A 25,089-nucleotide genomic window follows, 5' to 3' on the forward strand; every position below is an offset into this window, starting at 1 on the left:
CTGTATTAGGCAAAAATTGGTGGACGATAAAGGGAAGTGGAAATTGAATGAGGTTGTTTAGATTGCATAGCAGCTACAGATTCACTCAATATTTGAATATCTGTCGAGTCAACACTGGAATTTAGGACTGTCGTAGATGAGCAAGCATTTGCAGGACAAATACATTCAACGTCACAACAATCTTCTGATTGACCATTACTGCTTTTATTCATATCACCATGATCCATGTTCATGTTCATGTGTGATTCATGAGAACCTGATGACATTTCGCAAGGCATAGCAGAATACGCAAATGCTTGCCCTACAAAGGCAAACAGCATAAGCGTTATCACTAAGACTTTTGAAAATGCTTTAGACATAAAATTCTCATAAAAATATACATGTCTATGCTAATACAAATTTTCGAATAAGTAAATTGATGTCATGTAAACATTTATGAATATTTGACTAACGTCAACTTTTTCAAAGAGGTAAGTGACAAATAATAATCTCATCAGACTTCTTATCTTCGTTATTCAATGGCTTTTATTTTGAGACTTAAGTTGCTCTCTCATTTCTAAAACTCGATCTACCGAATAAGCTCCCGCCCTCATAACAACCAGTTCAACAAACGAAATATCAATTAACTTATGGTCAGCATCAATCACATAACAACTCTCACTATGTGTGTATATTTCTAACTTATCCTCATCAGCAGATTTGCTAACAATCTTTGAAGTTACCATTTGCTCAAATGGCCGAAATCTGAATGTTTCATCGTCAATAACAACCCCTGACAAAAACTCCCCAAGAAATGATTTTTCAAAGTCTTTATAGTCATAGACCGAGAGTATGTAAGCATCCTTTAAATATGTTTTGTCCATTTGTTACTCCCTACTAATAGCCAGCAGGGAGCATTTCTCGCAACTCTAATAGCTCATTTGGAGAGTACATACACTCATGCATTAAATTGAACTCAAATACATCTACATCAAACTTTTGGGGTTCTGCATCTAAGATATAAAAGTCAGCACCAAAAGTTCTATATTCAGGACCGTTTACTTCCATGACTTTCGTGGAAAACAAAGCCTCACCTTTTTTACCGTTCTTACTATCCTCAGCAAAAGTAGCGTAAAGCACCTGTTCAACCTTATCTTCTAAGTCAGATTTAATTGAGATAAGTGTTGCGTTAGTTAGTTTTACTCTTGGTCTCATGCTTTTGCTTCCTTCTTATCTTCTAGGCAAAACGGGCGGAAAAAACTAAGGTACTTAACTCCATTAACTTTTAGTAAATTGTTGTCAGCATCAAAATGTGACAGAACGCTAGACTGATACAACGAAATATATTTTTCATAATCGATGGTGTTAAAAAAATTGGTATCGACACGTCGTGCATGGAAAACAAGAGCTTGCTGATCGATACGAACAATGAACTTTTGATCACCATCTAGATTTTTAACCTGTAGACATAAATCAGGTTTGTGCCAATCAGATACAAAGGAAGGAATCAGTGGGAAGCCATATACCAAATAGCGCATACCTTCGATTTTGAAGGTTGTTGGATTGAACTGAGCCTTATTTACTTTGCCGCTACGGAATAATTCAAGTGTCAACACCAGCCAGTGCTCATGCTTAGAAAATGTATTTCCTTCAGAAATACAGCCTTCGAACTCACTATCATGGTTTACATGATTGATGTACATGTATTTTTTAATGTCATTCAAGGAAAGCTTTTCAACCGGAAACTTTGAAGCTATGAGCCTGAAATAACAACCATGAACTTTTAAATCTGCATATTGAACTATCAACGGATCATCAAAAGCATCGAAATATGGTCGCCACTCCAGCCTAAAGTCAGCACCAGTGTTTACAATAAACTTGGCATCTTCTGGCAACCCTAATACTTGGTATATCACTGAAACTAACTCTAATGTTTCGATATCTACCAGCATCAGGCTTTCAATACGGTTTGCCATTGACTCAATTTCTTTATGAAGCGATTCAATAATTTCTTGATCATCGTATTCATTGATCATTAAGTATTTCAGGGAATCGTGCTTTAGAATTGAATCCAGTTTTTTCTGTTCAAATGCTTCAGTGAGGCTATTATGGGTATCAGAAAAATGAGGGCAGTTATAAACACCTCTAGCCCACAGGCCTTGGGCGTAAAGATCAGGAAACTCTAATAACTCAGCAAACTCTTTTGCTTGTTTATTGAGTTTATTCTTTAATTGATAAAGTGAGATCATTTAGTTCTCCAAACAACTTTCTAATAAACAATGGCCTACCAACACATTGCTTTATTTATTGTTCAAATAACCAAATTTTTACGGATGCTCCGCTTCACTGTTCACGTTTTTCAAGGCGAAAAACATGTGTAGGCGTAGGCTGTCCGTTCAGCCTTCTTATTATAATATCGCCAAAAAACAAAATGACAACTTACGTATTTGTACAACTTTAGGTAGATATTTTGAGTTTGAACTCTGAAAAGCTAAGCCCAAACAAGGATACGACCATCTCTTCATTTATATTGGAGCCGGGAAATTTTTTTTCAAAATTTCCAATAATGCTATCTAGGTGGCTAGCTAATATTTTTACTAAAAATATTTCCGAGTTTGGTGAGAGTGCAGACAGTGCTATCAATGGGTTGTCAAAGGATTCAGCTTTTATTTTTACTAGTAAATCGCTGTAACTGTCACAGCCATATAGACAAATAGCTGCCCCTTCTTGGGCTTGTCCAAGGGGAATAGTTAATAATTTAGATAATCGTTTTGCCTGCCTTTTTATATTTACTAGCAGGTCTTCTTTTTTAAAAGACATCAATACACCAAAAAACGGCAACGCTAGGCCACGCACCTATGTCACTCAGTTTTTATGTGAATATTTAATCTTTTAGTTCAGAGTAAATCCATTTCGTCCTGTTTTCGTGGGAACGGGCTTCTCTGAAAAGCCACTGCAAAAAGCAGTGGCCATTGTCGCAATATTATAAGGAAATGTGAATGGTAGTTTGATGCCTACATATTCTTTTCAGTGAATTCAGCCAAGCTACTACGCTCTACTTCATCAAAAATCAGCACTGATCCTTTTTCATAATGACGAAACACATTAACAGCCGCACTTGCACCAGAAGAAGCAGGTGTTACAAACTTATCGTCAATCTGGGCTAGGTTGCCCAATACGATTGTCCGACAATTTTTGCCACCGCGACTAAGCATTCCTTTAATTTGAGCACGGGTCATATTTTGTGCTTCATCAATTATTAAAACAGCATCGTCTATTGAACGGCCACGAAAATAAGCCATACTGGTAAATTCTATATTAGCTCTTTCGATCACATGTTCAACTGTAGCGTGAATATTTCCTTCATGATTATCATCCGAGTGCATCGAAATTAATGCGTCAGTAATACCTGCCAGAAGAGGCATTGATTTTTCAGTTAAATCCCCCGGTAAGAATCCCGGATCGTCGTCCATAAAGTCTCTGGAGCGCACCACAACGATTTTTTTGTACTTTTTCAACTCCAATACTTGATGCAGCGCCGAAGCAACTGCCAAAAAAGTTTTTCCGGAGCCAGCAGGACCAAGGATGATATTTAAATCATAGTAAGTGTCTGTTAATTGGCTTAAAGCTACCGCCTGACGCTGGTTTTTAGGCAATATGCCCCATATCTTTTCTTGCTTACGCGGCAATAATTTTGTGTATACCTCAGTATCTGTTACTTCTGAAATCCGGCCAATGTGTCCGGCTTCATCGTACCAATACATGTTTGGCTGAACTTCATCGTTGAACAAGCTTATTGGGAATGTATAAACCTCTCCTGAGACTTTGAAATCTTTATCTGATTCAATTCGATCAAAAAGATCGCCTTCAAAAGCCTGTACTCCTGTGTATAAAAGATCAATATCTGATATTTGATTATCTACGGCAACGTCCTCAGCCCTAACCCCAACTGTTCGAGCTTTCAATCGCATATTAATATCACGGCTAACAATTGTTACGTCTTTATTGAGTTCTTTTTGAAGATATAAAGCATAATTAATTATTCTGTTATCAGCATCACTTCCTATCCCGTGCTTTAACTCCTTAGCCAGATCCAATTGAGTGTCAATTCCAATGAAAAGCTTTCCTCTCTGGGCTGTTTCGGTAGATGGTAAAGGAATACCTATTTCCATTTCCTCGGCTGTATGTCCATTTATAATGTCTTCAAGCATTCTAATGCACATACGGGCATCGGCACTTACCGATTTATTAGTTCTTTCTTTCAGGTTATCAAGCTCTTCAAGGACAGTTAGACAGATGTAAATATCATCTTTGTAGCTAAAAATAGATTTTGGATCATGTACTAATGCAGATGTGTCTAGTACACGAGGATTTCGATTATCAATAGAGCTTTTCATTACGCAGCCTCCCAAAAGATTGAATCGTTGCTAGGCTTTGTGTTGTACTTTTCTTGTAAATTACAAATTTTGAGTAAAGGTTTATTGTTGAGAGACTGCTCAGAGTAGCTAAGGTAATCAATTTTTTTGGAAATTCTTTTTACTTTTTCTACAGGCCAATAAAAACAAGGGGGTAAAAACTTTAAAATACCCCCAATTCGGGGTTGTAAAATCACCACGGCATTTTGAATACTTCTTCCTCGCATAAAGTTAACCGACTTAAACTGCATGTTGGCTTTTTCCATAATGTAGTTGCGACTAGATACCGGGTTTTCATCGCCTTTGTGTAACACTTCTAGGGTATCGGTTATGGCAGCAAGCCAAGGGGCCATTTTCTCTTCTTCGGTACCAGGTAAAAAGCCTATTGATTCAGCTATTTCGGGGGTATTTCGGGTTACGATAACTTTATCGTAAATGCCTTTTTCAATAATCATTTCAAGTGCGCTGGCAAGGGCAAGTAGAGTTTTACCACAGCCTGCAGGGCCGGTTAAAATAACCAGTTCAATAGTTGGGTCTAGTAAAGCATCAAGCGCCATGCCTTGGTACACATTTTTTGGCTTAACGCCCCACGCAGTTTGGTTCATTAGACGTTCGACACTAATGTCTTTTAAAGTAATGGTTTTATCGTCGTAGCTTTTTACTCGTGCCGCAAAATGGTCGCTGCTATCAAGTATATACTCGTTATAAAACACATCACTTATGGTACTCTTTGCTATATGATGGTAAGTGTCGCGTCCTTGTTGCTCAGTTTCACACTCACCGACATGTTGCCAAAAATCACCTTCTATTTTTTTGTAGCCGCTGGTTAATAGCGCAATATCATCAATTAATTGGTCTGTGCGATAGTCTTCAACAAACTTCAGCCCTGCTCCTTTCGCTTTAAGGCGCATGTTGATGTCTTTGGTAACTAGCACAACTTTGCTATCACTGTGCTGTTTTTGTAAATGTACCGCGCAGTTAATTATGCGGTGATCATTTTCGTTGCCTGGTAACCCTGAAATGCTATCGGCAAATAAATGGTCATTGACAATAATTAAACGACCGCGAGACTCTGTTTTCGCCTTTTTATTACTTGGCAACGCGACACCTTGCAACATTTGCTCTGGTGAGGCGTCTTTGAGTATTTCATCCAAACCACGAATTGCAACACGAGCATCACGGCTAACATCATGTTTTCTATCCTTTATATGATCGAGCTCTTCTAATACGGTCATCGGGACAACAACATCGTGTTCTTGAAAAGATAAATAAGCGAGGGGTTCGTGGAGTAAGACATTGGTATCGAGCACATACATTTTACTATCAAGGTTCGAAGCTTTTTCCATAGCACTTTCCTTACGTTTTATGATTTTTATGCTATACCCAATTAACTAAACAAGCAGCGATTAAAGCGGTTATTTATTTGTTAGGTATATACTCAGTTTAGTCTATTTGCAGCAAAAGTCCTTTTTATGACAGCCAAAATTACAATTATTTAAGTGGTTAAAATACATACAAAATTTACCTGTAATATTGACTTAAAAAGGTTGACTAAATTTAATTGTGTGCGGCGAGTTTACTGCCTTGAAGTAGCCTGATGTTACAGGTAACATAGCCGCCTTTTTCTTCATAGACGAGACATACATGAATTTTTCCTTAGGTCAGCGTTGGATCAGTGATACTGAGTCAGATTTAGGATTAGGCACCGTAGTTGCCCTTGAAGGCCGTCAGGTCAGCATTTTATTTCCAGCCAGTGGTGAAAACAGAGTTTATTCTTTAACAGAAGCACCTGTTACTCGTGTCGCATTTAATCCAGGCGATGTTATTCGCAGCGTTGAAGAGTGGGAACTTGAAGTAGAGTCAGTTGAAGAACAAGGTGAGCTTTTATGCTACCACGGTACACGCGTTGATAACGGTGAAAAAGTTCAGTTAAAAGAGACCTTTTTAGATCACTTTATTAAATTTAATAAACCGCAAGACCGCTTATTTGCAGGCCAAGTAGACCGTTTTGATCGTTACACCCTTCGCTATCAAACTTGGCAGCACCAGTTCGAGCGTCAGCAATCACCTTTAAAAGGCTTAATTGGTCAACGTGCCAACCTAATACCTCACCAGCTTTATATTGCACAAGAAGTGGGTAAACGTTTCGCGCCGCGTGTTTTATTGTCAGATGAAGTGGGCCTTGGTAAAACCATTGAAGCGGGGATGATTTTACATCAACAAATCATTAGTGGCCGAGCTAGCCGCGTATTAATTGTGGTGCCTGAAAACCTGCAACACCAATGGCTCGTTGAGATGCTTCGTCGCTTTAATTTACGTTTCTCTATTTTTGATGAGGAACGTTGTGATGAAGCATTCGCAGACTCACCGAATGTATTCGAAACAGAACAGTTAGTACTTACTAGCCTTGAATTTTTAAGCAAGAAAAAACGCTGGTTTGAACAAGCAACATTAGCCGATTGGGATTTACTCGTGGTTGATGAAGCGCACCATTTGAGTATTACAAATGGTAAACCAAGCACAGAATATCAACGCATGGCTGAACTTAGCCAAGATATTCCAGGCCTTATTTTACTAACAGCTACACCCGATCAATTAGGCCACCGCAGCCACTTTGCGCGTTTGCAATTACTCGACCCTGATCGTTTTTATGATTACGATGCTTTTGTTGAAGAAGAAAGTAACTACAAAGATGTCGCAGAAGCTGCTAATCAACTACTCAGTGAGCAACGCTTAGATGACACGGCTCGCGAGACATTAAAAGCCTTATTAAAAGAAACCGATATCACTGAGGTGCTTGCTAAAGCTGAGCAAGGTGATGAAACCGCGCGCAACGAAATTTTATCAATGCTACTGGACCGCCATGGTACCGGCCGTATTTTGTTCAGAAATAGCCGCAGCGGTATTGATGGTTACCCAAGCCGTAAACTCCACGCTTACCCAATGGCGATGCCAAAGCAATATAAAACCGCAATGTCGGTCTTAGGGAATATAGGCGGCATTCAAAGTGCTGAACTAAGCGCCCTGCGCGCGTTATTCCCAGAAAAAATATTTCAAGAATTTGAAGGTGAAAACGCCAGTTGGGGCGCCTTCGACCCACGTGTTGACTGGTTAATTGAAACATTAAAAACACTAAAACACGAAAAAGTCCTGCTAATTTGTGCTAAAGCTGAAACAGCGATTAGCCTTGAACAAATTTTACGAGAGCGCGAAGCCATTAAAGCATCTGTGTTCCATGAAGGTATGTCGATTGTTGAGCGTGACCGTGCTGCGGCATTTTTTGCTGATGAATACGACAGCGCACAAATCCTTCTGTGTTCAGAGATTGGTTCAGAAGGCCGTAACTTCCAGTTCTCACATCATTTAGTGCTCTTTGATTTACCTTTGAACCCTGATTTGTTAGAGCAACGTATTGGTCGCCTTGACCGCATTGGTCAAACGCAAGATGTAAACATTCATGTGCCTTACTTTGAAAATACAGCACAAGAAGTCTTGCTACGCTGGTATAACGAAGGCCTAGATGCGTTTGAAACAACATCAACCACAGGGCAAATGTTGTATAAAGAATTCGGTGAAGAGCTGCTTGAATTCATTGGTACACATAATTGTGATGAAGAAGAGCTAGACCCACTACTAGAACAAGTTGCTAGCCAAAATGCAAAACTGCGCAAACAAATGGAAAGTGGTCGTGACCGTTTATTAGAGCTGCACTCAAGTGGTCAAGGCCGTGCTGAAAGCTTAGTCGCTGATATCGAAGAGCTAGATGACCAGTTTACATTGCCAAGTTACATGATCAATGTGTTCGACACTTTTGGTGTAAGCCAAGAAGATAAAGGTGAAAATACCATTATCTTAAAACCAACCGAGCATATGTTGAATCCCTCTTTCCCTTGCTTAAAAGATGACGGTATTACCGTGACCTTTGACCGTGCAACTGCACTATCGCAAGAAGATGCGCATTTTATCAGCTGGGATCACCCGATGGTGCAAGGCAGTTTAGACATGATTTGCGATGATGACTTTGGCACAGCATCGGTTGCCCTGCTGAAAAACAAAAAACTCCCTGCGGGTACATTTTTTGTTGAGCTTATCTTCATTGCAGAAGCCATGGCACCGAAGTCATTACAGGTAGGTCGTTTCTTACCGCCGACTCCTATTCGAGTTTTACTTGATAAAAGCAGCAATAACTTAGCCGATAATGTTGCCTTTGATGCCTTTAACCAACAGCTTTCTGCGGTTGGTCGTCAAACGGCAAGTAAGTTAGCCAGTGCGCTACAAAGTGCCATTCACCCAATGATCACCAGCGCTCAGGGGTTAGCCCAAACAAAACTCGACGCATTGCGTGTTGAGTCATTAGAAAAAATGCATACCGCATTAGGTGAAGAGCAAGCCCGTTTAACCGCGCTTAAACAAATTAATCCGAATATTCGTGATGAAGAGCTTAGCTTCTTTGATAAACAACGCAGTGACCTGACGACCTATATTGAAAAAGCCCAAGTTAAATTAGATGCGATTCGTTTGATTGTTGTGTCGCACTAGAGCGAGTGACGTAAAACGTTTAAATAAGCAACGCGATGTCATCCCACATCGCGTTTTTTATATTAAAAACGCAGCGAGGCTTATCACCAACGCGACGGCGGCTAATTTGCAAAATAGAGCAGCTAAGCCTTTATTTTTCTTAATAACATCTTCTGTGTAAGCTTTTTTTAAATACACAGCTTGTAAGTCAGTAAGGTCTTTGCAGTGCCAACACTCAGGCTCGCGGTCGTTAACGTGTAATCCGCATCGTGTGCAAGGCTTACTGCGAATACGGCCCAAAAAAAACATTCAATGACTCCTGTTTTGCAAATTCGCTAAGTAAGCAACTGTATATCGGATAACAATTCAAAACCACTCCTAGCATTGTGTAAGCATTGATACTCCTTTAAAATAACGCCCTTGCATATCATCGAGGCTGGCTGTGTTACTCAATTATAATCCCCCAATGACCCCCTATTTGAGCATTGTTTATCAAGATGATGATTTACTGATCGTCAATAAACCAAGTGGTTTACTTACGGTGCCGGGTAAGGACCCAAAACATGCCGATTGCCTCATTGCACGCGTTAACCGCGTATTTCCTAACGCTAAAATTGTTCATCGCTTAGATATGGCAACCTCAGGGATTATTTGTTTAGCGATGCATAAAGAAGCACATCGCAATCTAAGTATTCAGTTTCAAGATAGAAAAACCGCCAAACGCTATGTTGCGCGTGTATTTGGTAAGCTTGAACAGCAAACAGGTTCCGTCGATTTACCGCTTATTTGTGATTGGCCTAACCGCCCTAAACAAATGGTTGATCACGACAAAGGCAAGCCTTCATTAACACACTTTAAAGTACTTGAGCATGAAGCTCAGGCAACGCGCGTTGAGCTGACCCCAATTACAGGGCGCTCTCACCAACTACGTGTGCACATGCTGTCTTTAGGTCACCCAATTTTAGGGGATAGACTGTATGCCCACTCAGAAGCATTAGCGCTGGCTCCTCGTTTGCAACTTCATGCAGAAATGCTGAGTTTAACTCACCCTGCCAGTGATGAAAAAATGGTGTTTGAAGCTGCTCCAGAATTTTAAACTAAATATTTACGCCGACTTGCCGATACATACCTAGACCTTAATTAAGTGATATCGGCATGACTTTATCCCCTTTACAGACGTTACTTTTCGCAGCCAGTTTTGCGCTAGTTAGCACAGTGAATGGGGCTGATTTTATTAAACCCACCCCTTGGTCAAGTTTGGTCACTAACGATATTCAACACTTTTTACCCAGCGATGAAGTCCGTACTTTACTAGCCGGTGACGATGAGTTTATAAGCCTATATCGTCAATCTATGGCGCCAACACAACGTGGCATCGTGTTAATTATTCCAGACTGGCAAGACGTGCCTACCAATAATGCGGGGATCAACTTTTTACGTAAGCAATTAAATGATATTGGCTATGCGACACTCGCTATGACAATGCCTGATATTGACTGGCACCCTGCCGATATGGCGATGCCTGAGCCCAGTGATAACTCTGAAACTGAGTCAACAACGCAAAATAACCAGCAAGCTGACTCAGCTCCACCAGCCCAAACACAACAAGCGCCTCACTTTGTAACTGGTAAACCAAATATTAGTGAAGCAGTGCTTGATGATTACAAACTAAAGTTAATTGCTAGATTCAATGCTTTGTATAACAGCGCGATGGATGAAGGTGGCAACATTATAGTACTGGCGCAGGGTGCCAGTGCTGGGCTACTTATTGAGCACTATGCAAGCTTTCCCAATAACGAGTTGAATGCCTTTATTAGTTTAGGAAGCTACCTTCCAAACAGTATTCGAAACCAGCATCTCAATGCCACGTTGTCGACCATTAGCCCACCACTGTTAGATATTTTCTACAGTGAAGGTAACCCAGACACACTTCAAAGCGTCAACGATAGAAAACGCTGGGTTAGGCGCAACGCTAAATATGATTATCGACAACGAGAATTGTTCGGAACCCCCACAGAACCTGAGCAACACGAGCGGTTGCTCAAAGAAGTCGACGGCTTTTTACGCCGCCTTCTTTAAATATTCATAAGCGGCTTGAATATCTTGGCTTTTCTTCACCGCGACTTCCATCATGTGCTTAGGTAGCCCTTGCGATACCAGCTTATCAGGGTGATGCTGTGCCATGAGCTTACGATAAGCTACTTTAATATCACGCGCAGACGCATCCTTACTTAAGCCCAGTAACGCAAGTGCCTGAGCACGGTTCATGCTATTATTTGGCGGGACTCGATGACCATGTTGCTCATTATGAGTACTGTGTTGTTGGTTTTGTTGCTCATAAAAGCGCTGTTGCTGCTGACGAAATGCAAATTCAGCTTGGTAACGTTTTAGTAAGAATGAAAATTGTGTGCGCGAAATTCCTAACTGTTTACTCACCTCGTGCAATAATTGTTTTTCTTGTTCTGCGAGATGACCATCAGAGAATGCCATTTGAATTTGAATTTCTAGAAACAATTGCAGCAAGTCATGACGACGGGCAAAACGTTCTTTAAAATCATGAACCGTTTCTTTTAGTGAAAAATCGGCTTCTTTACCGCTTCGAAATGCATCTTGTGCTTCACGGCGCTCATCACCCGACAAGCCCATTTCATTCATAAAGACACTCGCAGCTTTAATGTGTGTTTCACTGACTCGACCATTTGATTTGGCAATATGACCCATAACCGCAAAGCAGCTTGAAAAAAACAGCGCTTGACGTTCATTAATATCATCACCTTTAAACAGGCCGGAGAAACCGCCCGCTTTATCAAAGTCTTGTTTTAAGCTGCGATCAAACATGTGACCAAGGTACAACCCCAGCAAAGCGCCAACAAACCGGCCAAACATAAAGCCAAAACAGAATCCCAGTACTTTTCCCCACATAATGATAAACCCTCGTTGTTATTTTACAGCTAAGCGCTGGTTTAGTTCGTCGAGTCTGGCTGGTGTGCCTATGTCGTCCCACTGACCAAGGTACAGCTCAGTGGATACTTGATACTCTGCCAGCTTCTCACGCAGGATAGGCCCTAGTGCAAGCACACCCGGTGTTAGGCCTTTAAAAAAGTCAGCATGAAAACGGCTGATACCTGAAAACGTGTACTTTTGACTATCGGGACCTAAATGGCGTAACGCAAAATCACCGTCAGGATTGTGGGCCGGGTTTTCAACCAAAACAAGGTGCGCTTCGCCGGGTTCTAAATGCAGTTGTGTGAGTGACGTCATATCGTAATCAGTAAATACATCCCCGTTAATCACCACAAAGTGCTCGCCAAGCAAGGGCAAAGCGTGAAGTATGCCACCGGCTGTTTCAAGCCCACCTTCGCACTCTTGGCTGTACTGTATGGTGACGCCAAACGCTTCGCCATTGCCAAAATACTGCTTTATTTTATCTCCTTGCCATGCAAGGTTTATGACAATATCAACAATGCCTGCTTGGCGTAAGTTAATAATGTGGTGTGCTAATAATGGTTTACCTGCCACTTTTAACATCGGTTTAGGCAGCGTACTAGTCAACGGCATCATGCGTTTTCCACGGCCTGCCGCTAAAATCATTGCTTTCATTTAATCTCTTTGTCTAACCGCTTTTTAGTCTGCACAATGATAGTGTGTTCAATCCACTCACTGAGTGCACTTAACTCTGGGTAATCTTTACTTACATTACTAATATACTGAAGCGTTGGCAGCACATTATTTAAATAGCCAGATTTTCCATCGCGTAATTTTAAACGACAAAAAATACCGGCCGCTTTCAAGTGACGCTGTATTCCTGTTAAATCAAACCACCGTTTGAACACCTCAAACGTAATTCCGTGAATTAACTGCTGCTTGGTAAATTCGTCATAGGCAAAATGCAGTAAATAGTCGAGTTCATGTTCGGGAAGTTGAAAGTAGCAATCTCGAAGTAACGACACTAAGTCATAACACACAGGCCCCTGCACTGCATCTTGGTAGTCAATAATCGCCCACTGCTGTCCTGTACGCATAATATTTCTACTATGAAAATCACGGTGTACGGTCACTATAGGTTGCGCCAGCGCATTATTGACCAGCAGTTGACAGGCATCTTGCCACATCTGTGTTTGCTCATCCGACAACGAACAATCAATAAACGCATCGACAAGCCATTCGCTAAAAATGCTCAATTCAAATTGCAAAAAGTCATCATCAAACACTTTCATATATTGAGCAGGCGGTGTTTGCGCCCATTGTGCACTGAGCTTTATGAGATGCTTATAATGTAGCGTGCGGTCTTCATCGCCAAGTAAGTCAGCTAAATGTGTATTGCCTAAATCACTCAGTAAAAAGAAGCCTTGCTTTTCATCAGCCTGAAGAATTTTTGGTAATTTAAAACCATGTTTAGAGAACACTTTGTTTAGTTCAATATAGGGCGTGTTATCTAATTTATCAGGATCAGAATCCATCACAATGAAGCTTTGTTCTGCGGTATTAATACGAAAATACCGACGAAAACTCGCATCGCCAGTGATGGCTGCTAATTGATATTCATCCTCCTTAAAATGAGGATTTAAAAACTGCTGTAAACTTTTATAACGATTCATTTAGTAAGATATCTATTTTTCACTAAGTCAATTACTGTATTTGCCATTGTTTTCCTTTATTATGTCTAGCTTATATCCAACCAAAGAGCATTAAGGTCATTAAATGAGCAAAACCTGGGGCATAATGATGCTAAGCGTACTTAGCGCACCATCGTTCGCCGAAACTGAACTGGCACACAACTTTTGTGGCACTTCAATGCAAACCAGAGCTTGGCAACCGCTCCCTGGCCTTGAACTTAATATGATCGATATCAAATCCGATGATATTGAACTATTGGGTACCCAAAGCGCAGAATTTACCGGTAATGTAGATATTAACACCCTAACGATGAATTTGTCCGCACAAAGTGCACTGATTGACAAACAACGTGGTCTACTTAATGCAACCGGCCCTATCGTTTATCGCGATAAAGTTAGCCAAATTAATAGCTCTGGGCTCAACGCAGATTTAAATAACTCTGAATTAAGCCTACTTGGCGCTGACTATAAGCTCACCGACCAACTCGGTCATGGTGGCGCAGAAAAACTGACAGTCAATGAGTCTGGCCTAAACCTTATGAACGCAAGCTTTACTACCTGTCCGGGCGAAACACCGGTATGGGCAATTGAAGCAGATGAAATTGATTTATCGAGTGAAGATGGCTGGGGTGAAACTCACAATACCGTATTACGCGTATTCGATACGCCCGTGTTGTATATCCCTTATTTCACTTTTCCATTAGATGACCGCCGTAAGTCAGGATTATTAACACCTAATTTCTCAAGCTCTGGTCGCTACGGTCTTGAAACTATCACGCCGTATTATTGGAATATAGCGCCAAATTACGACGCAACAATTACGCCACGCTATATGTCTAAGCGTGGCTTACAAATGATTGGTGAGTTTCGTTATTTAACAGAGCAAAATAACGGTTTAATCGCTGTAGAGTACCTTGATAAAGACGACGAAGAGCCAAGTGTTGACTCGCGCTATTTATTTCACTGGCAACAGCAAAGTTATTTTGGTGAGAACTGGCGCGGCAACATTGATATTACCAATGTGAGTGATGATAACTACTTAACCGATTTAAACTCGAGTTATGCCACTCGCACAGATACCCAGTTATATCGTACAGGCTCACTAACGCATTTAGGTGATACGTGGCGTACCGACATCAAACTTCAAAGCTTTGAAGTGCTCGGTGATCACCGTGAATCTTATGCAGCATTACCACAAATTAGTTTTTCACAAACTAACCCATACGACTTTTATGGTGTCGATTTAACACTCGACGGTGAACTTAGCTACTTTACCAATAACAATGCAGTGATTGATGAAGCAAGCCGCCTTCACATTGAACCAAAAGCCAGTTTGGGGTATCAAGAGTATGCGTGGTCTTTTTTATCTGAAGTAAGCCTATTACACACCACTTATAATCAACACGGTGATCTAACAGGCACTGACTTTGAAGAAAAAGTCACACGTACACTGCCAAAAGTACGTTTATACAGCCAACTAAACTTTGAACGTGAAACCGCTTTTTTCTTCAAAGAAGGCATTCAAACGTTAGAACCTCAAATTCAGTATTTGTATACACCCAATAAAGACCAGTCGAATATTGGCCTTTACGATACCACCAAGTTACAAGATGACTTTTTTGGTTTGTTTAGAGATCGTCGCTTTTCGAGCATCGACCGCATAGCAACCGCAAACCAATTTACTTTAGGTGCAACAACGCGCTTATTTAGCAGCGACAATGAAGAAGTGTTTAATTTCAGTGCTGGGCAAATCTTTTATTTAAGCGATGATGCCAAACCGACTTCGCAAGGGATTCAGTCTGATACAAACTACAATGCCTTGTTTGCCGCGCAAACCATGTTACATTGGCACCGTCGCTGGTATTTATCTGGGGGGATTCAATATGACACCGATGGTAAAGAAATAATCCAGTCAAATATCACTTTAGATTATAAAGGTGACGATAAACAGCTCGTACAATTGAACCATCGCTATGCAAATGATGTCTCAGGCAATACAATCGAGCAAGTTGGTCTATTTACCAGCATTCCGCTAACACATGATTGGCAGTTTGTTGGCAGCTATCACCGCGATTTAGAAAGTGGTCGTAGCATTGAGGTTTTCAGCGGCCTGCAGTATGAATCGTGCTGCTGGGCGTTTCAAATCACTGGCCGTCGTCAAATCGAAACCGATTTGAATCAAGCGATTGGCCAAGAGCAAGCCACTTTTGATACCAGTATTGGCTTCAATATCGTGTTAAAAGGACTTGGTAGTAAAAGCCGTTATGATGCACAAAAATTATTACAACAAGGTATTTTTGGCTATCGTAGACCGTATTTTCTTAATAACTAGTACCGCAGTACTATTAGCAAGAGTATTAGAAAAAGTATGAATTTAAAAAAATTATTTGCATCAGCATTATTAACAGTTGGCTTATGCCAAAGCGTTTTCGCAAAACCTGTCGAAATAGACAAAGTCGTCGGCATCGTTAACCAAGGTGTTATCTTACAAAGCGAAGTCGACACAATTATTAATCGCGTAAAAGCACAAGCAGCCGAGCAAGGCCAAGAGCTCCCATCGGATGATACGTTGCGCATTCAAGCGATTGAACGACTTGTAAGCCAAACTCTTATGATGCAACTTGCAGAGCGTATGGGCCTTGAGATTTCGGATTCACAGCTTGACCAAACGCTAGAAAACATGGCGCGCGAGCAAGGTGGCACGATTGCTGATTTGCGTCGCACGATTGAAGCGGCTGGTGAAAGTTTTCCCGCTTACCGCGAAGAAATACGTAAAGAGATCACCACCCAGCAAGTTACACGTGCTAACGTCGATCGCCGTATTTACATCAGCCCACAAGAAATTGATAACCTTTTAAAAATAATGGAAACACAAGGTAAAAATGCCGAAGAGTACAATATCGGCCACATCTTGATTGATATTCCAAGTGATGCAACACCCGATGAAATTGCCAGCGCTAAAACACGTGCTGACAAAGTCATTGAATTTTTAAAAGAAGGTAAAGAGTTCAAGCGCATTGCAATTTCATCATCAAGTGGCTCAAAAGCGCTTGAAGGTGGTCAGTTAGGCTGGATGGGTATTAATGAAATGCCTTCACTCTTTGCAGAGGCTGTAAAAGGTCAGAAAAAAGACGATATCGTTGGTCCACTTCGCTCAGGCGCAGGTTTCCACATTATTAAAGTACAAGATGTACGTGGTCGCCAAGTAGTTGAAACCACAGAAGTTCGCTCTCGTCACATCCTTATTAAACCGTCTATCATTTTAAGCGAAGAAAAAGCGCGCGAGATGCTTAAAGGCTTTGCGAAAGACTTGCGTGAAGGTAACGCCGACTTTGCTGAACTTGCAAAAGAGTACTCTGAAGATCCAGGTTCTGCGCTAAAAGGCGGCGAATACGATTGGACAGACCCAAGCACCTATGTGCCTGAGTTCAAAAACACCTTGTTGTCACTTGATAAAAACGAGATCAGTGAGCCATTCAGAACGCAATTTGGCTGGCATATTGTGCAGTTGCTTGATAAACGCGTCGCAGATAAGACTGAACTTGCTAAACGTAACCGTGCGCATCAACTGCTGTTTAATCGTAAGTTTAAAGAAGAAAGCTTCAACTGGCAGCAAGAAATGCGTGAGCAAGCTCATGTTGATATCTTCCCTGTAGAATAATCATTATGACAATAAGAGTAGCAATCACCCCAGGTGAACCCGCAGGTATAGGCCCTGATTTATTAATTAAGTTAGCGCAACACGCGTGGGATGCCCAACTTGTCGTAATTGCTGATGGTGCGTTATTAAAACAACGCGCCAAACAGCTTGGTTTAAACATCGACCTGATCAAACTTGATGAAGACCAAGCTCCAGCAATTGCACCGGCAGGCAGTGTCTATTTGCATCAGGTTGACCTAGCTGAAGAAGTTGAAGTAGGTGTCTTAAATGATGCAAACGGTCAATATGTCTTAGATACGCTTCGTATCGCCAGTGAAAAAAATATGGATGGTACCTTTGCGGCAGTAGTCACAGGCCCAGTGCACAAAGGCATTATCAACAAAGCGGGTATTTCGTTTAGCGGTCATACCGAGTACTTTGCGCAGCAATCTAATACAGCAGATGTAGTGATGCTGCTTGCAACCGAGGGATTACGTGTTGCCCTTGTCACTACACATATTCCATTAGCTTATGTGTCACGTGCTATCACCGTTGAGCGCCTAAGCAAGGTGGCAACGATTTTAAACCACGATCTACAGACTAAATTTGGTATCGAAAAACCCCGTATTTTGGTGTGTGGTTTAAACCCACATGCTGGTGAAGATGGTCATCTAGGCCGCGAAGAAATAGATACGATAGCCCCCACCCTCGAATTATTAAATAATCAGGGTATGAATTTAATTGGTCCGCTGCCCGCTGATACATTATTTCAAGATAAATACCTGTCACAGGCCGACGCCGTGCTTGCTATGTATCACGATCAGGGATTACCTGTGCTAAAATACAAAGGTTTCGGCAACTCGGTGAACATCACCCTTGGCTTGCCATTTATTCGCACATCAGTGGATCACGGTACGGCGCTTGATTTAGCCGGCACAGGGACCGCCGATGTGGGTAGTTTTGAATTAGCGATCCGCGAAGCAATTAAGCTCGCCCATGAAAAAGCACAAAATTAATGACTGATAAAGTACATTTAGGACACCGCGCCAGAAAGCGTTTTGGCCAAAACTTTTTAAATGATGACATGATCATCGATAAAATTGTGACGGCTATCGATCCTAAACCCGAAGACAATTTAGTAGAAATCGGCCCAGGTCTTGGTGCTATCACCGAACCCGTTGCAGACTTAAGTGGCCATCTAACCGTTGTTGAGCTAGATAAAGACTTAGCAGAGCGTTTAGTAAGTCATCCTTTTTTAGGGCCAAAACTAACAGTGCATCAAGGTGATGCAATGAAGTTTGATTTTAGCACCCTGATTAAAGAAGACGAAAAACTAAAGATTTTTGGTAACTTGCCATACAATGTTTCGACTCCTCTGCTGTTTCATTTATTTGAATTTGCTGACAACGTTGAGCATATGCACTTTATGCTTCAAAAAGAGGTTGTTAAGCGCATGGTAGCAAGCCCTGGTAGCAAAGCTTTTGGCCGCTTAACTGTCATGACACAGTATTACTGCCATGCAATGCCAGTGATTGATGTGCCCCCAGAGTGCTTTAAACCTGCACCTAAAGTTGATTCAGCGGTCATTCGTTTGATCCCTAAGAAGCCTGAGCAACGTACAGCTAAATGTACCAAGCTTTTAAACACTGTGTGCTTAGAAGCGTTTAACCAACGTCGTAAAACACTGCGCAACAGTTTATCAAACCTACTGACTGCTGAAGAGCTTACAGGCATTGGTATTGATATTACACTTCGTGCAGAAAGTCTGTCTTTACAACAATTTATTGATATAGCTAATTGGATTTATGACAACAAGCAGTAATTTAGGTTCGCCAATTAAGGTCTCTGTTGAGACCTTCTACGTTGAAGGTCAATCGGAGCCTGAACAAGATAAATACGTTTTTGCTTACTCTATCACGATTAAAAATCATAGTTTGTGCAGTGCTAAGCTATTAAGTCGCTACTGGTTAATTACCGATGCCAATGGCAAGGAAGTCGAAGTTCAAGGCGAAGGTGTCGTTGGTGAAACCCCCACAATTGCCCCTGGTGAAAGTTATAAATACACCAGTGGCGCAGTGCTCGACACCCCTGTAGGGACAATGCAAGGTTATTACACCATGCGTAACGAATTCGGCACTGAATTTGAAGCCCCGATTGACGTGTTTCGTCTAGCACGCCCTAACATACTGCATTAAGTATCGATGGCTGACTACGCGATAGGGGATTTGCAAGGGTGCTACAGTGAATTTGACGCACTACTCAAGCGCGTTAATTTTAATCCTAGCAAAGACCACCTATACCTAGTTGGTGACATAGTTGCTCGAGGCCCAGATTCCCTTGGGTGCCTTGAGCGACTCTATGCAATGCAAGGCAGTGTCAGCATTACGCTTGGCAATCATGACCTGCACATGATCGCGTGTTATCATTTAAATAAACCACACAACCCAAAAGATAAGCTCAGTGCTGTTTTTAGCAGCTCTAAACTCACTGACTATATTCAATTTTTACAGCAACAACCACTTGCTCTATGGCTTGAAAAGTATGACATGTTCATAAGTCATGCCGGTTTAAACCCCAATTGGTCGATTAAGAAAGCATTGAAACGCGCTCGCTTTGCAAAGAATTGCTATCAAGGTGCTGATGCTCGACATTTTTTTAGCCATATGTACGATACTCATCCGCCTAAATGGCAGTCAACACTCAGTAATGAAGCTAAGTTTCGCTACATTGTAAATTACTTCACACGCATGCGTTTTGTAGACAAAGAGGCCCATTTAGACCTCACAAACAAAACCAGTACCAGTGCAAATAGCTCAACAATACCGTGGTTTGAACACCCGAATATAACGCAATTAACGCAGCAGATTGTTTTTGGTCACTGGGCGGCAATTGAAGGAAAAACCCAACGAGCAAATATACATGGCCTTGATACAGGCTGTGTGTGGGGAGGAGAAATGACTCTCATGGAACTCAGTAAAAAAGAGCGTTTTGTCGAAAGTTCTCACTCTTTTATCTAAATTAACTGAAAAATAACTGAACATCTGTTAGATTTATATCAATTAAAGTAAATTTAAATAAAAGCCAATTTAATTTAAATACTTAACTTATCAGCAACCCTGCCGATAAATACTGATTAGTACTATTAGTGGAATTACATATGAACTTGACCGTTAGACAGCGTATTTGGGGCGGCTTTATTGTCATTACCCTACTCTTGCTATTTATTGGTGGTAACTCATTGATCAGAATTACCAATATTGATCAATCTACACAGCGAGTTAATCAGCTGTCACTCCCTGCTCTCGATAAAAGCTATGAGCTACAGGTCGAATTCATCCTAATGAGTAAATCCGCACAAGCGAGCTTTTACACAGCATCACAAGATGAGCTAGCAGCGACACGTAGCAGCTTTAATGAACAGAAAAAACGTTATGATAATTCTTATCAAGATTTACAAAACGTGGTTAGTGATGACCCAAAACTAAAACAAAGTAGTCAACAAGTAGAACAAACCTATAAACGTTTTGCTAAATCGGTTGATAACCTGTTTAAAGATAAAAAAACGCAGCTTGAACTTAACAAAACTCTCAGTACTCAACTTGAAAGTATTGAGCTTAGCGCTGAAGATGCAAACTCTGTGGTACTCGATATTATTGATATTGATGGCTTAGAAGAGAATCACTCACGTGCTTATCAAGCGGCAAATAACTTAGAAAATCATTTTCAATCATTAGTGACTAACAGCACTGATATGCTCACAGTGAAAACACTGAATACGCTAGAAATCATTAAAAAAGAGCAAATATATTACCTTGAAGAAATTGAGCGCAGCTTAAGCTTAATTCGCCCCGCTGTTATTGAGTCGAATGCAAGCCTATACAATGATTTAAACGGCTACTTTGAAACACTTGCCAACAATGTAAAAGGTTCAAATAGCTTGTCGGCCAACAAAAAACGTTTAATTGATGCCATTGCTCAAACTGAAGCGGAGCTTGCTAATGCCGAAAACTCGACAACAGAAGCATTAACACAACTGCGTGAACTCGTTGATCATGCCACAGTGCTTGCCTTTGATTTACAGCAAGACGTCAGTGGTAACGTGACGACAGCGACACTTTGGACTTGGGTCGCTATGATTATTGCAACGCTCATTGCAATCGTTGTTGCAGCCATGACTGTAAACCGTATCACTAAGCCACTTTCTGAAGTAAACCGTATTCTAGATATCGTTGCCAGTGGTGATATGACGCAACGTTTAGATGACACTGCAAAAGATGAATTTGGTGAGCTTTCACGTAGCTGTAATACATTAATAGAAAGCTTACGTACGCTAATCCAAGGTATTATTTCTCGTTCTACGCAACTTGCCGCTGCGTCTGAGGAAACATCGGCGATTACCGAAGAGTCAAGCCAAGCCATTCGTAACCAGCAAGCACAAGTAGAACAAGCAGCAACGGCGACGACAGAAATGAGCAGTACCTCTCAAGCGGTTAGCAGCAGTGCTCAACAAGCGCTGAGTGAAATTAAAAACGCAGATAAAGAAGCCGAGCGTGTTAAAGGTATCTCATCGCAAAACAAAGCGACGATTGAACAGCTTGCTCGTGAAGTCGATGACGCGTCTCAAGTCATTAATAAGCTGCATAAAGACAGTGCATCAATTGGCGGTATCTTAGATGTGATACGTGGCATTGCAGAGCAAACAAACCTTCTTGCACTTAATGCCGCTATTGAGGCAGCACGCGCAGGTGAACAAGGCCGTGGCTTTGCTGTTGTAGCAGACGAAGTACGCTCTCTTGCGAGCAAAACTCAAGAGTCTACGCAGGAAATCCAAGCAATGATTGAATCACTGCAAATTGGTGCTGAAGCCGCTGTTGCCGCAATGTCTAAAGGTAAGCAACAAGCTGAATCATGTGTTGAGCAATCAGACCAAGCCAACACTGCACTTGACTCAATCACCGCAGCCGTTGCCCAAGCACATAACGTAAGTGAAGAAATATCGACAGCTGCGCACGAACAACAACAAGTCTCGCAAGAGATCAGCGAGCGCTTAGAGTCAATCGTTGCTATTGCTGAACAAACAGCTGAAGGGGCTAACCAGACGAACATTTCAAGCTCAGAAGTCGCCAAATTAGCTGAAGAGTTACGACTGTCGGTGGATGCCTTTAAAGTTTAAATAGCCTTCGCTATACCTAAATACAAAAACCGTGTTTAGCATCGCAAACACGGTTTTTTTATTCCCCCTTCAGCTCATTCAATGATCCCCATTCATACCACTGCGCTTAATTAAGAGGTCTATTTTGAGGCAATAAAACCGTGTTGATAACAAGACAAAAATTTCGTTATTGAGTTGTGCTCGGCAATTGCTCCTGCATTATACCATTACGCTTAATTAAGTGGTCTATTTTGAGGCAATAAAACCGCGTTGATAACAAGGCAAAAATTTAGTTATTTAGTTGTTCTAAATCAGAAATTTTTAACGCAGGTAGCGACTGGTTTAATCACTCAAAATGATTAAGTATTTTTGCAAAATGGTATTACTCTCCCTCCGGCATCCATGCAGTCGTAAATCAGACATTTTTAACGCAGCTAGCGACTGGTTTAATCACTCAAAATAAGTAAGAATTATTGCAGATAGGTATTAGTATGATTTTGAATTGGTATTATTCACAGACATAAAAAAACCGCAACGAGTGCGGTTTTTATAAATCTGTTTGGCTTTACTATTAAAGACCTGCGCGCTCTTTAATAGCAGCAACAACTGGCGAGCCACCAAAGCCATTGGCTTCAGCCCATGCGATGTCTGCACCGTCTTCAAATGAAGAAGATGGTAAACGCTTAACAATATACTCACCCGTATCGTTTGCACCACTCACAATTGCATGACGAAGCATGTTGTTGTCATTGCACTTAAAAGCGTCGATGATATTACGGATCTTTACGCGTGAACTTTTTAGTTTATCACGTAAACGATTCTTATCATCTGCAGCAATGTACTCACAAAGTGAAAGCGCCAACTGTTGATCGTCGGCTTTAACAGGTGCTGTGTACGCAACTGAAGCCGTAACAACTGCTGCGGCTAATAACATATTTGGTAACTTCATCATATTTTGCCCTTATGTAATACTTTTAGCTTACCAAGCTTGACTATTATTGTACCAATCAAACCATTTTATCGCAATATTGTTAAGGTTTTTTATACAAAGTAACAAAAGTATACGGGTGTGGATTGTTGTTATCTGGCAGTTTCTCTTCCTGCTCGACAACTGTCCAGTTAGCAACACTTTCGTAATCTGGGAACTGCGTATCTCCCTCTACATCAAGATCAATGAAGGTTAAATAAAGTCGCTCTGCGTGAGGAAGAAACTGCTGATAAATATTTCCTCCACCGATGATCATCACTTCATCTGCCTCTTTTACTAGGGCTAGCGCCGCATCTGGCGACGTTACAACCTCAATCCCTTCCGCTTTATAATCAGCATTACGGCTAATAATTATGTTTTGACGCCCTGGTAATGGTCGACCTATAGACTCAAAGGTTTTACGTCCCATAATCACAGGTTTAGCCATAGTAACCTGTTTAAAGTGCTGTAAGTCGGCAGGCAAATGCCAAGGCATTTGATTGTCTTGACCAATAATACGATTATTTGCCATTGCAGCAATCATTGAAATTTTCACACTACACCTTTAATACTTTTTTCTTATTAATAAAAAAGGAGCACGAGGCTCCTTTTCCGTTTTAAACTTTAACGTTGGTAGATAACTTCAACATCGTAGTCATCATCGTCCCAATCATCCCAATCGTCGTCGTCATCTTTCGACGTTGCTTTTTGATGGTATGTATCCCATTTAAATTCAACTTCTTCTTTCTCTTCTTCAGCGAATTTTTCTTTCGGCATACTATCAAGCAACGCCATGATATCGTGGCAAAGTGCTTGGGTATTTTGCTTGTTTGCGGCAGAAATTCGGTAAACATTGGTTTCTTCACCCAGCTCTTCAGCTATTTGTTGGCAAAGTGCTTCAGCTTCGTCTTCTGGCAGCAAATCTATTTTATTAAACACTAACCAACGCGGCTTATCAGCAAGTTTAGGGCTGTACTGATGAAGCTCATTAACAATCGCAAACGCATTGTCCACTGGGTTAGTGCCATCGACAGGCATAATATCGATGATATGTAACAGCACACGACAACGCTCTAAGTGTTTTAAGAAGCGAATACCAAGACCCGCTCCATCAGAGGCACCTTCGATTAATCCTGGAATATCGGCTATGACAAATGACTTATTAGCATCAGGACGCACAACCCCTAAATTAGGAATAAGCGTTGTAAATGGATAGTCAGCAACTTTAGGTTTAGCCGCAGATACACTGCGAATAAATGTTGATTTGCCCGCATTAGGTAACCCCAGTAAGCCAACATCAGCAAGCAACATCAGTTCTAAACGTAAATTTCTTACTTCGCCAGGCGTACCTAATGTTTTTTGGCGCGGAGCACGGTTCGTACTTGATTTAAAGCGTGCATTCCCCAAGCCATGGAAGCCTCCTTTTGCAACAACCAGTTTCTGGCCATGCATCGTTAAATCACCTAATGACTCTTCAGTATCAACATCTGTAATACGGGTTCCAACAGGTACTTTAAGGACTAAATCATTGCCCTTCTTACCGGTCATATTGCGACCGTGACCATTGGTGCCACGCTCTGCTTTATGAAAACGCTCAAACTGATAATCAATTAAGGTATTTAAGTTTTCATCGGCCTGTAGATAGACACTGCCACCATCGCCGCCATCGCCGCCATCAGGACCGCCATCCGGCACATATTTTTCACGTCGGAAAGATACGACACCGCTGCCGCCATCACCCGCGTCACAACGAATTTCCACTTCATCTACAAACTTCATGATTACTCACTTTAAGATTGGCT

General features: G+C 41.3%; 24 protein-coding genes. 10 read left to right on the top strand and 14 right to left on the bottom strand.

The genetic code is table 11. The features are described 5' to 3' along the window. Positions 1-5: 5 nt before the first annotated feature. The 7 genes from BM378_RS08100 to BM378_RS08130 all read right to left on the bottom strand — a co-directional run bounded on the left by BM378_RS08100 (position 6) and on the right by BM378_RS08130 (position 5,740). Complete coding sequence (locus tag BM378_RS08100) at positions 6-359, bottom strand: hypothetical protein (RefSeq protein ID WP_074988940.1); 354 nt, start codon at positions 357-359, stop codon at positions 6-8. Between the two features lie 156 nt (positions 360-515). Beyond that, positions 516-863, bottom strand: a complete 348-nt coding sequence (locus tag BM378_RS08105; protein ID WP_045979609.1) for a hypothetical protein — start codon at positions 861-863, stop codon at positions 516-518. Between the two features lie 13 nt (positions 864-876). Then, on the bottom strand, positions 877-1,194 hold the full coding sequence (locus tag BM378_RS08110) for a hypothetical protein (protein ID WP_016708259.1): 318 nt from the start codon (positions 1,192-1,194) through the stop codon (positions 877-879). Continuing rightward, positions 1,191-2,228 (bottom strand): hypothetical protein, encoded by a 1,038-nt coding sequence (locus tag BM378_RS08115; protein ID WP_016708260.1) that lies wholly within the window; start codon positions 2,226-2,228, stop codon positions 1,191-1,193. Before BM378_RS08115 ends, BM378_RS08110 begins: the two co-directional genes overlap by 4 nt. Before the next feature lie 208 nt (positions 2,229-2,436). Further along, complete coding sequence (locus BM378_RS08120; protein WP_016708261.1) at positions 2,437-2,799, bottom strand: hypothetical protein; 363 nt, start codon at positions 2,797-2,799, stop codon at positions 2,437-2,439. Between the two features lie 194 nt (positions 2,800-2,993). Further along, positions 2,994-4,376 carry a PhoH family protein gene (locus BM378_RS08125; RefSeq protein WP_016708262.1) on the bottom strand — a complete coding sequence of 461 codons (1,383 nt, stop codon included), beginning with the start codon at positions 4,374-4,376 and terminating at the stop codon, positions 2,994-2,996. Then, on the bottom strand, positions 4,376-5,740 hold the full coding sequence (locus tag BM378_RS08130) for a PhoH family protein (protein ID WP_074988941.1): 1,365 nt from the start codon (positions 5,738-5,740) through the stop codon (positions 4,376-4,378). Before BM378_RS08130 ends, BM378_RS08125 begins: the two co-directional genes overlap by 1 nt. A gap of 298 nt (positions 5,741-6,038) precedes the next feature. On the opposite strand from BM378_RS08130, the gene rapA reads away from it, so the two are divergent. Continuing rightward, positions 6,039-8,933 (top strand): RNA polymerase-associated protein RapA, encoded by a 2,895-nt coding sequence (gene rapA, locus BM378_RS08135; RefSeq protein ID WP_074988942.1) that lies wholly within the window; start codon positions 6,039-6,041, stop codon positions 8,931-8,933. A 57-nt stretch (positions 8,934-8,990) separates the two neighbouring features. Here the strand turns inward: rapA and BM378_RS08140 are convergent, their stop codons facing one another. Next, positions 8,991-9,221 carry a hypothetical protein gene (locus BM378_RS08140; RefSeq protein WP_036966004.1) on the bottom strand — a complete coding sequence of 77 codons (231 nt, stop codon included), beginning with the start codon at positions 9,219-9,221 and terminating at the stop codon, positions 8,991-8,993. Positions 9,222-9,354: 133 nt separating this feature from the next. Here BM378_RS08140 and rluA point away from each other — a divergent pair, with 133 nt between their 5' ends. Then, entirely contained in the window at positions 9,355-10,008 is a 654-nt protein-coding gene (rluA, locus tag BM378_RS08145) for a bifunctional tRNA pseudouridine(32) synthase/23S rRNA pseudouridine(746) synthase RluA (protein WP_074988943.1), read from the top strand. Between the two features lie 59 nt (positions 10,009-10,067). Beyond that, positions 10,068-10,991, top strand: a complete 924-nt coding sequence (locus BM378_RS08150) for a DUF3530 family protein (protein WP_074988944.1) — start codon at positions 10,068-10,070, stop codon at positions 10,989-10,991. On the opposite strand, the gene djlA is transcribed toward BM378_RS08150, so the two are convergent. Genes djlA through BM378_RS08165 form a run of 3 tightly spaced genes read right to left on the bottom strand, consistent with a single transcriptional unit; the run spans position 10,974 to position 13,510 of the window. Continuing rightward, the gene (djlA, locus tag BM378_RS08155) at positions 10,974-11,834 is read right to left on the bottom strand and encodes a co-chaperone DjlA (protein ID WP_065979659.1); all 861 of its coding nucleotides are present in this window, start codon (positions 11,832-11,834) and stop codon (positions 10,974-10,976) included. The two genes, BM378_RS08150 and djlA, sit on opposite strands and share 18 nt — an antisense overlap. Before the next feature lie 18 nt (positions 11,835-11,852). Further along, positions 11,853-12,512 (bottom strand): N-acetylmuramate alpha-1-phosphate uridylyltransferase MurU, encoded by a 660-nt coding sequence (gene murU / locus BM378_RS08160; protein WP_065979658.1) that lies wholly within the window; start codon positions 12,510-12,512, stop codon positions 11,853-11,855. After that, positions 12,509-13,510 carry an aminoglycoside phosphotransferase family protein gene (locus BM378_RS08165; protein ID WP_036965989.1) on the bottom strand — a complete coding sequence of 334 codons (1,002 nt, stop codon included), beginning with the start codon at positions 13,508-13,510 and terminating at the stop codon, positions 12,509-12,511. The genes murU and BM378_RS08165 overlap by 4 nt, the downstream gene beginning before the upstream one ends. Positions 13,511-13,613: 103 nt before the next feature. On the opposite strand from BM378_RS08165, the gene lptD reads away from it, so the two are divergent. The 7 genes from lptD (at position 13,614) to BM378_RS08200 (ending at position 22,341) form a co-directional block, all read left to right on the top strand. Further along, positions 13,614-15,860 carry an LPS assembly protein LptD gene (gene lptD / locus BM378_RS08170; protein ID WP_036965986.1) on the top strand — a complete coding sequence of 749 codons (2,247 nt, stop codon included), beginning with the start codon at positions 13,614-13,616 and terminating at the stop codon, positions 15,858-15,860. Positions 15,861-15,896: 36 nt separating this feature from the next. After that, complete coding sequence (surA, locus tag BM378_RS08175; RefSeq protein WP_036965983.1) at positions 15,897-17,189, top strand: peptidylprolyl isomerase SurA; 1,293 nt, start codon at positions 15,897-15,899, stop codon at positions 17,187-17,189. Between the two features lie 5 nt (positions 17,190-17,194). Further along, positions 17,195-18,184, top strand: a complete 990-nt coding sequence (gene pdxA, locus BM378_RS08180; protein ID WP_074988945.1) for a 4-hydroxythreonine-4-phosphate dehydrogenase PdxA — start codon at positions 17,195-17,197, stop codon at positions 18,182-18,184. Next, positions 18,184-18,990, top strand: a complete 807-nt coding sequence (gene rsmA, locus BM378_RS08185) for a 16S rRNA (adenine(1518)-N(6)/adenine(1519)-N(6))-dimethyltransferase RsmA (protein WP_065979654.1) — start codon at positions 18,184-18,186, stop codon at positions 18,988-18,990. Before pdxA ends, rsmA begins: the two co-directional genes overlap by 1 nt. Then, complete coding sequence (gene apaG / locus BM378_RS08190) at positions 18,974-19,363, top strand: Co2+/Mg2+ efflux facilitator ApaG/CorD (protein WP_036965974.1); 390 nt, start codon at positions 18,974-18,976, stop codon at positions 19,361-19,363. Before rsmA ends, apaG begins: the two co-directional genes overlap by 17 nt. Before the next feature lie 6 nt (positions 19,364-19,369). Next, the gene (locus BM378_RS08195; RefSeq protein ID WP_036965970.1) at positions 19,370-20,185 is read left to right on the top strand and encodes a symmetrical bis(5'-nucleosyl)-tetraphosphatase; all 816 of its coding nucleotides are present in this window, start codon (positions 19,370-19,372) and stop codon (positions 20,183-20,185) included. 140 nt (positions 20,186-20,325) lie between these two features. Beyond that, on the top strand, positions 20,326-22,341 hold the full coding sequence (locus BM378_RS08200; protein WP_036965967.1) for a methyl-accepting chemotaxis protein: 2,016 nt from the start codon (positions 20,326-20,328) through the stop codon (positions 22,339-22,341). A 550-nt stretch (positions 22,342-22,891) separates the two neighbouring features. Here the strand turns inward: BM378_RS08200 and BM378_RS08205 are convergent. From BM378_RS08205 to cgtA, 3 genes are all read right to left on the bottom strand, one after another. Continuing rightward, positions 22,892-23,272 (bottom strand): DUF3718 domain-containing protein, encoded by a 381-nt coding sequence (locus tag BM378_RS08205; RefSeq protein WP_036965965.1) that lies wholly within the window; start codon positions 23,270-23,272, stop codon positions 22,892-22,894. 79 nt (positions 23,273-23,351) lie between these two features. Further along, the gene (folA, locus tag BM378_RS08210; protein WP_036969051.1) at positions 23,352-23,831 is read right to left on the bottom strand and encodes a type 3 dihydrofolate reductase; all 480 of its coding nucleotides are present in this window, start codon (positions 23,829-23,831) and stop codon (positions 23,352-23,354) included. 80 nt (positions 23,832-23,911) lie between these two features. After that, entirely contained in the window at positions 23,912-25,066 is a 1,155-nt protein-coding gene (gene cgtA, locus BM378_RS08215; protein WP_036965963.1) for an Obg family GTPase CgtA, read from the bottom strand. Positions 25,067-25,089: the final 23 nt, after the last annotated feature.

Source organism: Pseudoalteromonas lipolytica (assembly GCF_900116435.1).
Taxonomy (GTDB): domain Bacteria; phylum Pseudomonadota; class Gammaproteobacteria; order Enterobacterales; family Alteromonadaceae; genus Pseudoalteromonas; species Pseudoalteromonas lipolytica.